General features: G+C 63.4%; 12 protein-coding genes. 8 read left to right on the top strand and 4 right to left on the bottom strand.

The annotated features are described in order from the left end of the window. Positions 1–46: 46 nt before the first annotated feature. Genes fmt through ACK56M_RS00440 form a run of 4 tightly spaced genes read left to right on the top strand, consistent with a single transcriptional unit; the run spans position 47 to position 4,009 of the window. On the top strand, positions 47–979 hold the full coding sequence (fmt, locus tag ACK56M_RS00455) for a methionyl-tRNA formyltransferase (RefSeq protein WP_015268438.1): 933 nt from the start codon (positions 47–49) through the stop codon (positions 977–979). Continuing rightward, positions 976–2,286 (top strand): 16S rRNA (cytosine(967)-C(5))-methyltransferase RsmB, encoded by a 1,311-nt coding sequence (gene rsmB / locus ACK56M_RS00450; RefSeq protein ID WP_411959207.1) that lies wholly within the window; start codon positions 976–978, stop codon positions 2,284–2,286. The genes fmt and rsmB overlap by 4 nt, the downstream gene beginning before the upstream one ends. A 23-nt stretch (positions 2,287–2,309) precedes the next feature. Beyond that, positions 2,310–3,683 carry a Trk system potassium transporter TrkA gene (trkA, locus tag ACK56M_RS00445; RefSeq protein ID WP_013970264.1) on the top strand — a complete coding sequence of 458 codons (1,374 nt, stop codon included), beginning with the start codon at positions 2,310–2,312 and terminating at the stop codon, positions 3,681–3,683. Between the two features lie 11 nt (positions 3,684–3,694). After that, the gene (locus ACK56M_RS00440; protein ID WP_015268437.1) at positions 3,695–4,009 is read left to right on the top strand and encodes a tetratricopeptide repeat protein; all 315 of its coding nucleotides are present in this window, start codon (positions 3,695–3,697) and stop codon (positions 4,007–4,009) included. A 97-nt stretch (positions 4,010–4,106) separates the two neighbouring features. Here ACK56M_RS00440 and ACK56M_RS00435 read toward each other — a convergent pair whose 3' ends face one another. Together ACK56M_RS00435 and ACK56M_RS00430 are read right to left on the bottom strand one after the other, a co-directional pair. Then, positions 4,107–4,994, bottom strand: a complete 888-nt coding sequence (locus tag ACK56M_RS00435; RefSeq protein ID WP_015268436.1) for a lysophospholipid acyltransferase — start codon at positions 4,992–4,994, stop codon at positions 4,107–4,109. Between the two features lie 41 nt (positions 4,995–5,035). After that, entirely contained in the window at positions 5,036–5,587 is a 552-nt protein-coding gene (locus ACK56M_RS00430; protein WP_003260004.1) for a DNA-3-methyladenine glycosylase I, read from the bottom strand. A gap of 83 nt (positions 5,588–5,670) precedes the next feature. Between ACK56M_RS00430 and glyQ the strand changes: the two genes are divergently transcribed. From glyQ to ACK56M_RS00410, 4 genes are read left to right on the top strand one after another with little or no spacing between them, the layout of a single operon-like run. After that, on the top strand, positions 5,671–6,618 hold the full coding sequence (glyQ, locus tag ACK56M_RS00425; RefSeq protein WP_013970261.1) for a glycine--tRNA ligase subunit alpha: 948 nt from the start codon (positions 5,671–5,673) through the stop codon (positions 6,616–6,618). Then, positions 6,615–8,666 (top strand): glycine--tRNA ligase subunit beta, encoded by a 2,052-nt coding sequence (glyS, locus tag ACK56M_RS00420; protein WP_100413588.1) that lies wholly within the window; start codon positions 6,615–6,617, stop codon positions 8,664–8,666. Before glyQ ends, glyS begins: the two co-directional genes overlap by 4 nt. Before the next feature lie 3 nt (positions 8,667–8,669). Further along, entirely contained in the window at positions 8,670–9,197 is a 528-nt protein-coding gene (gmhB, locus tag ACK56M_RS00415) for a D-glycero-beta-D-manno-heptose 1,7-bisphosphate 7-phosphatase (protein WP_015268435.1), read from the top strand. Between the two features lie 46 nt (positions 9,198–9,243). Then, entirely contained in the window at positions 9,244–10,029 is a 786-nt protein-coding gene (locus tag ACK56M_RS00410; RefSeq protein WP_025337179.1) for a lysophospholipid acyltransferase family protein, read from the top strand. A gap of 199 nt (positions 10,030–10,228) precedes the next feature. On the opposite strand, the gene ACK56M_RS00405 is transcribed toward ACK56M_RS00410, so the two are convergent. Together ACK56M_RS00405 and ACK56M_RS00400 are read right to left on the bottom strand one after the other, a co-directional pair. Beyond that, on the bottom strand, positions 10,229–11,848 hold the full coding sequence (locus ACK56M_RS00405; RefSeq protein WP_100413589.1) for an MFS transporter: 1,620 nt from the start codon (positions 11,846–11,848) through the stop codon (positions 10,229–10,231). Between the two features lie 98 nt (positions 11,849–11,946). Then, complete coding sequence (locus ACK56M_RS00400; protein ID WP_015268433.1) at positions 11,947–13,593, bottom strand: GMC family oxidoreductase; 1,647 nt, start codon at positions 13,591–13,593, stop codon at positions 11,947–11,949. Between the last annotated feature and the right edge of the window lie 126 nt (positions 13,594–13,719).

The raw sequence follows: 13,719 nt of genomic DNA, 5'->3' as shown, positions 1-13,719 counted from the left end.
AAGGCTTGCTCCGGCAAGCCTTTTTCTTTTTTGAAGCGAGAACTCCATGCGCATCGTCTTTGCAGGCACTCCAGAGTTTGCCGCCGAACACCTCAAGGCCCTGCTCGACAGCCCGTACGAGATCGTGGCCGTCTACACCCAGCCCGACCGCCCCGCTGGCCGTGGCCAGAAGCTGATGCCGAGCCCGGTCAAGCAACTGGCTGTGGCCCATGACATCCCGGTGTTCCAGCCGCCGACCCTGCGCAACGCCGAAGCCCAGGCCGAACTTGCGGCGCTGAAGCCGGACCTGATGGTAGTGGTCGCCTACGGCCTGATCCTGCCGCAGGTGGTGCTGGATATCCCGCGCCTGGGCTGTATCAACAGCCATGCTTCCCTGCTGCCCCGCTGGCGCGGTGCCGCACCGATCCAGCGCGCCGTGGAAGCCGGCGACGCCGAGAGCGGTGTGACCGTGATGCGTATGGAAGCGGGCCTGGACACCGGCCCGATGCTGCTCAAGGTGGTCACGCCAATCAGCGCCGAAGACACCGGCGGCAGCCTGCACGACCGCTTGGCGGAGATGGGCCCGCCCGCAGTCGTCCAGGCCATCGCCGGCCTGGCCGATGGTTCGCTGCAGGGTGAAGTGCAGGACGATGCCCTGGCCACCTATGCGCACAAGCTGAACAAGGACGAAGCGCGCATCGATTGGAGCCGCCCGGCCGTCGAGCTGGAACGCCTGATCCGTGCCTTCAACCCGTGGCCGGTGTGCCACAGCACCCTCGATGGCGAAAGCGTGAAAGTGCTGGCCGCCAACTTGTCCACAGCGATAGGCACCCCGGGTGAGATCCTCTCCGCCAGCAAGGACGGCCTGGTTGTCGCCTGCGGTGACCAGGCACTGAGCCTGACCCGTCTGCAACTGCCCGGCGGCAAGGCACTGAACTTCAGCGACCTGTTCAACAGCCGTCGCGAGAAATTCGCCAGCGGCAAGGTGCTGGGCCAATGAACCCACGCCTCGCCGCCGCCCGTGCCCTTGCCGCTGTACTCAGTGGCAAGGCCTCGCTGAACAGTTCGCTGCCAGCGCAACTGGACAAGGTCGATGAACGCGACCGCGGCCTGACCCAGGACCTGGCGTTCGGTACCGCACGCTGGCAGCCACGCCTGGACCTGCTGGCCGCGCAGCTGCTGCAGAAGCCGTTCAAGGCCGCCGATGCCGATGTGCAGGCGTTGCTGCTGGTCGGCCTGTACCAGCTGTTCTACAGCCGTATCCCGGCCCACGCTGCCATCGGCGAGACCGTCGGCTGTGCCGACAAGCTGAAGAAACCGTGGGCCAAAGGCCTGCTCAATGCCGTGCTGCGCCGCGCCCAACGCGAAGGCGAAGAATTGCTGGCCGGCATGGAGCGCGACCCGGTGGTACGCACTGCCCACCCGCGCTGGCTGCAGAAGTCGCTCAAGGCCTTCTGGCCGGAGCACTGGGAGGCCATCTGCGCCGCCAACAACGCCCACCCGCCGATGATCCTGCGGGTCAACCGTCGCCACCACAGCCGCGATGCCTACCTGACACTGCTGGCCGAGGCAGGCGTTGGCGCCAGCGCCTGCCAGTACAGCCGTGACGGTATCGTGTTGGCCGAAGCCTTCGATGTGCGCGGCCTGCCAGGCTTTGCCGAAGGCTGGGTGAGCGTGCAGGACGAAGCCGCGCAGCTGTCCGCCGACCTGCTGGAACTGGCCCCCGGCCAGCGCGTGCTCGACGCCTGCTGTGCACCGGGTGGCAAGACCTGCCACCTGCTGGAAGCCGAAGCCGGCCTGGCCCACGTGGTGGCCATCGACCTCGAAGCCAAGCGCCTGACCCGCGTGCGCGAGAACCTCGACCGCCTGCAATTGGACGCCGAGCTGATCGCCTGCGATGCCCGCGACACCGCCAGCTGGTGGGACGGCAAGCCGTTCCAGCGCATTCTGCTCGATGCCCCCTGTTCGGCCACCGGCGTGATCCGCCGCCACCCTGACATCAAGCTGACCCGTCAGGCCGACGACATCCCGGCCCTGGCCACGCTGCAAGGTGAGCTGCTCGATGCCCTGTGGCCGACCCTGGAAGTGGGCGGCATGCTGCTATATGCCACCTGCTCCAGCCTGCCGACCGAGAACACCGAAGTGATCGATGCCTTCCTTGCCCGCACCTCGGGCGCCCGTGAGCTGGACCTGGCCACCGAAGCCGGCCTGCGCCAGCCCCACGGCCGCCAGTTGTTGGCCCAGGAAGGCGGCCACGACGGTTTCTACTATGCCAAGCTGATCAAGATCGCCGCCTCGCGCGGATAAAAACAAAAGGTAGGGAGTAGCGGATGAAGATCATCATCCTCGGCGCAGGACAGGTAGGCGGTACGCTGGCGGAGCACCTGGCCAGCGAAGCCAACGACATCACCGTGGTCGACACTGACGGCGACCGCCTGCGCGACCTGGGCGACCGTCTGGATATCCGCACCGTTCAAGGCCGCGGCTCGCTGCCTACGGTGCTGCGCCAGGCCGGTGCCGACGACGCCGACATGCTGGTGGCGGTAACCAACAGCGACGAAACCAACATGGTCGCCTGCCAGGTGGCCTATTCGCTTTTCCACACCCCGACCAAAATTGCCCGGGTGCGCGAGTCGGCCTACCTGACCCGCGAAGAGCTGTTCGACAACGACCATATCCCGGTCGACGTACTGATCAGCCCCGAGCAGGTGGTGACCAACTACATCAAGCGCCTGATCGAGCACCCAGGCTCGCTGCAGGTGATCGACTTCGCAGAAGGCAAGGCCCAGCTGGTGGCAGTGAAGGCGTACTACGGTGGCCCGCTGGTAGGCCAGCAACTGCGCCAGATCCGCGCGCACATGCCCAACGTCGACACCCGCGTGGCGGCCATCTTCCGCCGCGACCGCCCGATCACCCCGCGGGGCGACACGGTGATCGAAGCAGACGACGAAGTGTTCTTCATCGCCGCGAAGAAGGACATCCGCGCGGTGATGGGTGAGCTGCGCCGTATCGACGAAACCAACAAGCGTGTGGTCATCGCCGGTGGCGGGCAAATCGGCGAACGCCTGGCCGAGGCTATCGAAAGCCGCTACCAGGTGAAGATCATCGAGATGAGTCCGGCCCGTTGCCGACACCTCTCCGACACCCTGGAAAGCACCGTGGTGCTGCAGGGCAGCGCCTCGGACAAGGACCTGATGCTGGAGGAGAACATCGCCGACGCCGACATCTTCCTGGCCCTGACCAACGACGACGAGGCCAACATCATGTCGTCGCTGCTGGCCAAGCGCCTGGGCGCCCGCAAGGTGATGACCATCATCAACAACCCGGCCTATGTCGACCTGGTGCAGGGTGGCGACATCGACATTGCCATCAGCCCACAGTTGGCCACCATCGGCACCCTGCTGGCGCACGTGCGCCGGGGCGACATCGTCAGCGTACACTCGCTGCGCCGCGGCGCGGCCGAGGCGATCGAAGCGGTGGCGCACGGGGATTCGAAGTCGAGCAAGGTGGTCGGCAAGGCGATCGAAGACATCGCGCTGCCACCGGGCACCACCATCGGCGCGATCATTCGTGACGAAGAGGTGATGATTGCCCACGACGACACCATGATCGAATCGGGCGACCATGTGATCCTGTTCGTTGTGGATAAAAAGCATATCCGGGATGTGGAGAAGCTGTTCCACGTCGGCTTGAGTTTCTTCTAGGAGCACAGGGCATGCGCGAATCGCTGGAGAAGATGCTGGCCAAGGGTGTGGATAACCCGTTGTTGAGGTTCGGCCTGGGCAAGGCCTGGCTGGACGAAGGCAATGGTGCTGAAGCGGCGGTGCATCTGGCACGGTGCGTGGAACAGGACCCGAAGTACTCGGCGGCGTGGAAGCTGCTGGGCAAGGCGCATCAGCTGCAGGGTGACCTGGCGGCGGCGCGCAAGGCCTGGGAGGAGGGGATCGTGGCGGCGCAGGCCCATGGGGACAAGCAGGCCGAGAAAGAGATGACCGTGTTTCTGAAGAAGCTCAGCAAGACATCAGGTTAACGCGGTCCCTGTGGGAGCGGGTTCACCCGCGAATGCGATGTTGGATTCACCGACGCATTCGCGGGTAAACCCGCTCCAACAGGGGACAGTGAAAATCTCAGTACCAGCGCGCCTCGCCAGCCGGGCGCTTCTTGAAGCGCTTCATGCTCCACATGTACTGGCTCGGGTACTCGCGCACATAGCGCTCGACCACCTTGCTCATCGCCGCCGCCGACACGGTCACATCGGTGCTGTACATCTCTTCCGGCGCCGCCTCCAGGAACACCTTGAAGCCCGAGCCGTCAGGCAACCGCAGGGCATGCAGGAACACTCCAACCGCCTTGCCCCCGGCCAGCATGTTCGGAACAAACTTGCTGGTCAGCGCCTGGGTACCCAGGAACGGCACGAACACCCCGGCCGACTCCGCCGGCTCCGGGTCGGCAGGAATACCCACCTGACCACCACGGCGCACTTCCTTGATCACGCTGAGGATGCCTTCCTTGGTCGAAGGCGCCACGCGGTTGCCCATCTGCACCCGCTGCTCGCGCAGCAGGTCATCCACCGCCTTCAGCTTCGGCGGGCGATAGAAGATGATCGGTTTGCACTGGTTGCAGTAGAAGTGGTTCAGCACTTCCCAGTTACCCAGGTGGCTGGTGATGCCGACCACGCCCTTGCCCGAGGCCAACGCCTGCTCCAGCACTTCCAGGCCGTGCACTTCCTTGACCAGCTCCAGCGAGCGCTGCGGCGGCCAGATCCAGGCACAGGCACTTTCGACGAAGGATTTACCGATGTCCTTCAACGCGCGGCCCACCAGCTGCTCGCGCTCGGCCGGGTCCATCTCCGGGAAGCACTTGGCCAGGTTGATGCGCACGACATTGCGCGAGCCGTTGGGGATCTTCCACATCAGCCAGCCGATACCGGCGCCGACGCGCTGCACAGCGCCCCAGGGCAGCTTGGCAAACAGACGCAGCACCCCGACCATCAGGGCGCCCTTGAACTTTTCCACAGGCGAATTCCTTATTTCAGCAAGGCGCGCATTGTAACCCCTCAGCGCAACAAGGCGGCGTAGCGATCGCAATCGGTGGTGTGGTCCATGACCATGCCGGTGGCCTGCATGAAGGCATAGCAGATGGTCGGGCCAACGAACGTGAAGCCGGCTTTCTGCAGGGCTTTGCTCATCGCCTTGGCTTCATCGGTAACCGCTGGCACCTCGCTGCGGCCAGTGAAGTGGTTGATCTTCGGCGCACCACCGACGAATGACCAGAGCCAGTCGGCGGGGTTGTCCACAGCCAGCCAGGCCTGGGCATTACGCCTGGCAGCCTTGAGCTTGAGGCGGTTGCGGATGATGCCGGCATCCTGCATCAGCTCCTCGATGCGTTCGTCGCTCATGACGGCGAGTTTCACCGGATCGAAGCCGTGCATCACCTCGCGATAACGCTCGCGTTTACGCAATACGGTGATCCACGAAAGCCCCGCCTGGAACCCTTCGAGCAAAAGCATCTCGAACAGCAACGCCGGGTCACGCTGGGGCGTTCCCCATTCCTGGTCATGGTAGGCCTGGTACAACGGATCGTCGGTACACCAAAAGCAGCGTGGCATAAGGCTCCAATGAGTAGAGGGCGAGGCGAATCAGGTTATACTCCCGCTCTTTACATCCGCATCCCCAGATACAGGTGAATTTCGTGAGCCAGCCTACGCCAGCCGTGCGTACCTTCCAAGACCTGATCCTCGCCCTGCAGAACTACTGGGCCGAGCAAGGTTGTGTGGTGCTTCAGCCCTACGATATGGAAGTAGGCGCCGGCACTTTCCACACCGCTACATTCCTGCGCGCCGTGGGTCCAGAAACCTGGAACGCCGCCTATGTGCAGCCTAGCCGTCGCCCTGCCGACGGGCGGTATGGCGAAAACCCCAACCGCCTGCAGCACTACTACCAGTTCCAGGTGGTACTGAAGCCCAACCCGGCCAACTTCCAGGAGCTGTACCTCGGCTCGCTGAAAGCCATCGGCCTGGACCCGCTGGTCCACGACATTCGCTTCGTCGAAGACAACTGGGAATCGCCGACCCTCGGCGCCTGGGGCCTGGGCTGGGAAATCTGGCTCAACGGCATGGAAGTCACCCAGTTCACCTACTTCCAGCAGGTAGGCGGCATCGAGTGCTACCCAGTCACTGGTGAAATCACCTACGGCCTGGAGCGCCTGGCCATGTACATCCAGGGCGTCGACTCGGTGTACGACCTGGTGTGGGCCGACGGCCCGTTCGGCAAGGTCACCTACGGCGACGTGTTCCACCAGAACGAGGTGGAGCAGTCGACCTACAACTTCGAGCACGCCAACGTCGACAAGCTGTTCGAGCTGTTCGACTTCTACGAAAGCGAAGCCAACCGCCTGATCAAGCTTGAGCTGCCGCTGCCGACCTATGAAATGGTCCTGAAGGCCTCGCACACCTTCAACCTGCTGGACGCCCGCCGCGCCATCTCGGTAACCGAGCGCCAGCGCTACATCCTGCGTGTACGTACCCTGGCCCGGGACGTGGCGCAAAGCTATCTGCAAGCCCGCGCACGCCTGGGCTTCCCGATGGCCACCCCTGAACTGCGTGACGAAGTGTTGGCTAAGCTGGAGGCTGCACAATGAGTGCTCAAGATTTCCTGGTAGAACTGGGCACCGAGGAGCTGCCACCGAAGGCCCTCGCCAGCCTTGGCGAAGCCTTCCTGGCGGGTATCGAGAAGGGCCTGCAGGCCGCTGGCCTGAACTACACCGGCAAGCAGGTTTACGCCGCGCCGCGCCGCTTGGCCGTGCTGATCCGCCAGCTCGACGTGCAACAGCCTGACCGCAGCATCAATATCGACGGCCCGCCCCTGCAGGCTGCTTTCAAAGACGGCGAGCCGACCCAGGCTGCCTTGGGCTTTGCCAAGAAATGCGGTGTGGAGCTGTCGGAAATCGACCAGAGCGGCCCCAAGCTGCGCTTCTCCCAGCACATCCCGGGCAAGGCCACCACCGGCCTGCTGCCGACCATCGTCGAAGATTCGCTCAACGACCTGCCGATCCCCAAGCGCATGCGCTGGGCGGCCAGCCGTGAAGAGTTCGTGCGCCCGACCCAATGGCTGGTGATGCTGCTGGGCGACCAAGTGGTCGACTGCACCATCCTGTCGCAGAAGGCAGGCCGTGAATCCCGTGGCCACCGCTTCCACCACCCGGAAAACGTGGTCATCACCACCCCGGCCAACTACGTCGAAGACCTGCGCAAAGCCTACGTGCTGGCCGACTTCGCCGAGCGCCGGGAGCTGATCAGCAAGCGTACCGCCGAACTGGCCATGCAGCAGGAAGGCAGCGCCATCGTGCCGCCGGCGCTGCTGGACGAAGTGACCGCCCTGGTCGAGTGGCCAGTGCCGCTGGTGTGCTCGTTCGAGGAGCGCTTCCTCGAAGTGCCGCAGGAAGCCCTGATCACCACCATGCAGGACAACCAGAAGTACTTCTGCCTGCTGGACAGCGAAGGCAAGCTGCTGCCGCGCTTCATCACCGTGGCCAACGTCGAGAGCCGCGACCCGAAGCAGATCGTGCAAGGTAACGAGAAGGTCGTACGCCCACGCCTGACCGACGCCGAGTTCTTCTTCAAGCAGGACAAGAAGCAGCCGCTGGAAACCTTCAACGAGCGCCTGAAGAACGTGGTGTTCCAGGCTCAGCTGGGTACCGTGTACGACAAGGCCGAGCGCGTCTCCAAGCTGGCCGCCTTCATCGCCCCGCTGATCGGCGGCGACGCCCAGCGCGCCGGCCGCGCCGGCCTGCTGTCGAAGTGCGACCTGGCCACCGAGATGGTTGGCGAATTCCCTGAGATGCAGGGTGTGGCCGGTTACTACTACGCGCTCAACGACGGTGAGCCGGAAGACGTGGCCCTGGCCCTGAACGAGCAGTACATGCCGCGCGGTGCTGGCGCCGAGCTGCCGCAGACCCTCACCGGTGCTGCGGTGGCCATCGCCGACAAGCTCGACACCCTGGTCGGCATCTTCGGCATCGGCATGCTGCCTACCGGCAGCAAGGACCCGTACGCCCTGCGCCGTGCCGCCTTGGGCGTGCTGCGTACCCTGATCGAGAAGCAGCTGGACCTGGACCTGACCGGTGCGGTCGAGTTCGCGGTCAAGCAGTTCGGCGCCAAGGTCAAGGCCGCCGGCCTGGCCGAACAGGTGCTGGAGTTCATCTTCGACCGCCTGCGTGCGCGTTACGAAGACGAAGGCATCGACGTGGCCACCTACCTGTCGGTCCGTGCCCTGCAGCCAGGTTCTGCCTTGGACTTCGACCAGCGCGTGCAGGCTGTACAAGCCTTCCGCAAGCTGCCGGAAGCCGAGGCCCTGGCCGCGGTGAACAAGCGCGTGTCGAACCTGCTGAGCAAGGCCGAAGGCGCCATCGCTGATCACGTCGAGCCGAAGTACTTCGACAACGCCAACGAGTTCTCCCTGTACTCGGCCATCCAGCAGGCCGACCAGGCCGTGCAACCGATGGCTGCTGCACGCCAGTACAGCGAATCGCTGGCCCGCCTGGCGGCCCTGCGTGACCCGGTCGACGCCTTCTTCGAGGCGGTGATGGTCAACGCCGAGGATGCCAAGGTACGCGCCAACCGTTATGCCCTGCTCAGCCGCCTGCGCGGCCTGTTCCTGGGCGTGGCCGACATTTCGCTGCTGGGGTAAGCCTTGAAACTGCTGATTCTCGACCGTGACGGAGTAATCAACTACGACTCCGACGCCTACATCAAGACGCTGGACGAGTGGGTGCCGATCCCTGGCTCGGTCGATGCGATCGCGCAGTTGAGCAAGGCGGGCTGGACGGTGGCCGTGGCCACCAACCAGTCCGGCATTGCCCGTGGCTACTATGCGCTGACTACCCTCGAGGCCATGCACGCGCGCCTGCGCGCGCTGGTGGCCGAGCAGGGTGGCGAAGTGGGCCACATCGTGTATTGCCCGCACGGGCCGGACGAAGGCTGCGATTGCCGCAAGCCCAAGCCTGGCATGCTGCGGGCGATCGCCGAGCATTACCAGGTCGGCCTGGAAGGCGTCTGGTTCGTTGGCGACAGCAAAGGTGACCTGGAGGCCGCCCTGGCCGTCGGTGCACAACCCGTGTTGGTGAAAACCGGCAAGGGCGAGCGGACCCTGGAAAAAGGCGTCCCGGAAACTACACTGATTTTCGACGATCTGGCAGCTATCGCCAGAGAACTAATTTAAACAGTGCGCCTTCGGGCGCATTTTTCTCAGGCGGGCATGCCCCGCAATGGTACAAGCCACTATGTCGATCCTGCAGGCGATCAGAATCTTTCTTTTTTACCTGCTGCTGGGCACCAGTTCGCTGCTGTGGTGCTCGCTGAGCTTCTTCGTTGCGCCGTTCCTGTCGTTCCCCAAGCGCTACAAGTTCATCAACGTGTACTGGTGCCGTTGCGCGTTGTTCCTGGTGCGCACCATCCTGGGTATCGACTACAAGATCACTGGCGCCGAGAACGTGCCTGATGAGCCTTGCGTGATCCTGTCCAACCACCAGAGCACCTGGGAAACCTTCTTCCTTTCCCAGTATTTCTCGCCGCTGAGCCAGGTGCTCAAGCGCGAGTTGCTGTATGTGCCGTTCTTCGGTTGGGCCATGGCCATGCTGCGGCCGATCGCGATCAACCGAGATAACCCCAAGGAAGCCCTGCGCCAGGTAGCCAGCAAGGGTGACGAGCTGCTCAAGCAGAAGACCTGGGTGCTGATCTTCCCGGAAGGCACCCGCGTGCCATTCGGCACCATGGGCAAGTTCTCCCGTGGCGGTACCGCGCTGGCAGTGAATGCCGGCCTGCCGGTGCTGCCGATTGCCCATAACGCCGGCAAGTTCTGGCCCAAGACCGGCTGGGGCAAGCGCGCGGGCACAATCGAGGTGGTGATTGGCGAGCCGATGTACGCCAACGGCACCGGGCCACGGGCCATTGCCGAGCTCAACGACCGCGCTGCGGCGTGGAACGAAGCGACCCAGCGGGCCATGGGTTCGCTGCCGCCAGCAGAGGAAAAACCCCAGGAACAGATGGCCTGACCATCTGTGGATAACTTGTGAACTGTTTTTGGATTAAAAGCCTGAAGTGATCGCTAAGTGTTTGAATTAGCTGTTTATTTCTGTGTATGACATTTTTCTGAAAATCGTGCATAAGTTTTTTGGGGCATAAGAAAACCGGCTTTTACAGCCGGTTTTTTATTGCCTCATGCGGGCGTGTAGAAACGGCCCGTTGCAACCGTCAGATCTTGTCGATATCCACATCCCTGGTTTCTTTCAGGCAGAAGATCCCCACCACCAGGCTGACCCCGGTCACCACCACCGGGTACCACAGCCCATAGAAGATATCCCCGGTGTACACCACCAGCGCGAACGACACCGTTGGCAGGAAGCCACCGAACCAGCCGTTGCCAATGTGGTAGGGCAGTGACATGGAGGTGTAGCGGATGCGAGTGGGGAACAGCTCGACCATCACCGCCGCCAGCGGGCCATAGGTCATGGTCGCGATCAGGATCATCGCCACGATCAGCACCACCACCATCACTTGGTTGACCTGCCCAGGGTCGGCCTTGGCCGGGTAGCCAGCCTGTTCCACCGCCGCACGCATGGCCGCTTCGTCGAAGCCGTTGATGGTCTTGTCACCGATGTTAACCACCACATCGCTGCCGGCCACATCCACAGAGCTGTACGGTAGGCCTTGCTTGACCAGGAAGGTCTTGACCTTGTCGCAGGGGCTGTCGAAGCGCGCCTTGCCTACCGGGTCGAACTGGAAAGTACAGCCTCTCGGGTCGGCAGTGACCACGATCGGCGCCTGGCGGCTGGCCGCGTCGATCTGTGGGTTGGCGTAGTGGCTCAGCGCCTTGAACAGCGGGAAGTACAGCACCGTGGCCAGCAGCAGGCCGAGCATCAGGATCGGCTTGCGGCCAATCCGGTCGGACAACCAGCCGAAGAACACGAAGAATGGCGCACCAATGACAACGCTGATGATCAGCAGGGTGTTGGCCTGGGCCGGGTCCATCTTCAGCATCTGGGTCATGAAGAACAGCACGTAGAACTGCGCCGTGTAGAAGGTCACGGCCTGCCCGGCGTTGATGCTGAACAGGGCGGTGAGCACCACTTTCAGGTTCGGCCAGGAGGTGAACGACTCACGGATCGGCGACTTGCTGACCTTGCCCTGAGCCTTCATTTTCACGAAGGCCGGCGACTCGTGCATGCTCATGCGGATCCAGGTGGAAATCGCCAGCAGCACGATCGACAACAGGAACGGCAGGCGCCAGCCCCAGGTTTCGAACTGGTCGCCACTGATATAGCGGCTGCCCAGCACCACCACCAGCGACAACAACAGGCCAAGGGTGGCGGTGGACTGAATGAAACCCGTGTGGAAACCGCGCTTGCCGGGCGGCGCATGCTCGGCCACATAGGTGGCCGCACCGCCGTATTCACCACCCAGCGCCAGCCCCTGCAGCATGCGCAGGACCACCAGGATGATCGGTGCCGCGATGCCGATGCTGGCGTAGGTGGGCAACAACCCCACCGCGAAGGTGGACAGGCCCATCAGCACGATGGTGACCAGGAAGGTGTACTTGCGCCCGATCATGTCGCCCAGCCGGCCGAATACCAGCGCGCCGAACGGCCGCACCAGGAAGCCGGCGGCAAAGGCCATGAGGGCGAAGATGAAGGCGGTGGTGTCGTTCACGCCAGCGAAAAACTGCTTGCTGATGACCGCTGCCAGCGCACCATAGAGAAAAAAGTCATACCACTCGAAAACTGTCCCGAGGGATGACGCGAAAATGATCTTGCGTTCTTCACGACGGCTGGAGCTGCTGGCCGCCGCACTCTGCTCTTGGATGTAATCCGACATCGTTGCTGTCCTCGGCCCGCAGGCCACAGTGATTATTCTTGTTGTTCCACTGTCGGCAGCTTCTGACCGCCAGCTGCCGGTACTGCACGCACCCAGGGTCAGGGCGTCGGTATCGCGTCTTCGTTCAAATAGGTCTGGGTGGCAGCTCCTTTGAGGATCAGTTGCGCCGCCTTCTCGGCGATCATCAGGGTGGGTGAACAAGTATTGCCGGAGGTGATCTGCGGCATGATCGAGGCGTCCGCCACGCGCAGGCCAGGGATGCCGTGCACGCGCAACTGGTTATCCACAACGTCCAGTTCGCCATTGCCCATGCGGCAGGTGCCTACCGGGTGGAAGATGGTGGTGCCGATCTTGCCGGCGGCTTCGAAAAGCTCTTCTTCGGTTTGCAGGGCTAAACCCGGCAGGTACTCCTTTGGGTCGAACGCAGCGAGGGCAGGGGCCTGGACGATACGCCGGGTAAGACGAATGGCATCGGCGGCGACGCGCAGGTCCTGGGGGTCGCTGAGGTAGTTGGGGTCGATCAGCGGCGTGCTGTTCATGTCGCTGCTGCGGATATCGATACGCCCGCGGCTGGCCGGGCGCAGGTTGCACACCGAGGCGGTAAAGGCCGGGAACGTGTGCAGTGGTTCGCCGAATCGCTCAAGTGACAGCGGCTGCACGTGGTACTGCAGGTTGGCGGTGGCCTGCTCCGGGCTTGAACGCACGAATGCACCCAGCTGGCTCGGGGCCATGGCCAGCGGGCCACTGCGGTCATAGAGGTAGCGCAGGCCCATGCCCATCTTGCCCCACAGGCTGTTGGCCATCTGGTTCAGGGTACGGGAATTGCGGATCTGGTAGATCAGGCGCAGCTGCAGGTGATCCTGCAGGTTGCCGCCAACACCGGGCATGTCGTGACGCACGCCAATGCCCAGGCTTTCCAATAACTGCCGCGGGCCGATGCCGGAGCGCTGCAGGATACCGGGAGAGCCCACAGCACCCGCACAGAGGATGATCTCGCGACGTGCCGCAAACTCGTGCCAGGCACCCTGCCAGAACGCCTTTACCGCCCGTGCACGGGTGTTGTTGAGCAGCACCTGGTCAACCTGAACGCCGGTCAGCACGGTGAGGTTGGGGCGATCCTTGATCGGCCGTAGAAAAGCCTTGGAAGCGTTCCAGCGCACACCGCTGCGCTGGTTGACCTGGAAATATCCACAGCCCTGGTTGTCGCCGGTATTGAAGTCCTCGACCTTGCCGATGCCGCTTTGCTCGGCGGCATCACGGAAGGCATCGAGGATCGGCCAGCTATAGCGCTGGCGCTCGACCCGCCATTCGCCATCACCACCGTGGTGCTCGCTGGCGCCGGCAAAGTGGCTTTCGCTGGCCTTGAACAGCGGCAGTACGTCCTTCCAGGCCCAGCCGTCGTTGCCTTGCTCGGCCCATCGGTCGTAGTCGGCGGCCTGGCCGCGCATGTAGATCATGCCGTTGATCGAGGAGCAGCCACCCAGCACCTTGCCGCGTGGATAGCCCAGCGCACGACCGCCCAGGCCGGGCTGCGCCTCGGTCTTGAAGCACCAGTCGGTGCGCGGGTTGCCGATGCAATAGAGGTAACCGACGGGGATATGGATCCAGGGATAGTTGTCGCGCCCACCCGCTTCCAGCAGCAGCACTCGGCAGGAAGGATCGGCGGACAAACGATTGGCCAACAGGCAACCGGCGGGACCGGCACCTACGACCACGTAGTCGAAGACAGAATCGGCTGATGGCATGTGCAACCTCGGGCCTGATTATTATTCTTGTCCCGATCCATCTTAGTGAGTAATTTCGTGGAGGAAACACGAGATTTCGCGCAGCCGCTGTGCGTTTTAGCACAGTGGTAAGTCTGTGCTGGCCTC

Origin of the sequence: Pseudomonas sp. s4, assembly GCF_046764235.1 — a bacterium.
Taxonomy (GTDB): domain Bacteria; phylum Pseudomonadota; class Gammaproteobacteria; order Pseudomonadales; family Pseudomonadaceae; genus Aquipseudomonas; species Aquipseudomonas asiatica.
The sequence above is the reverse complement of the archived record's forward strand: the minus strand, read 5'-3'. Positions and strand labels throughout refer to the sequence as shown.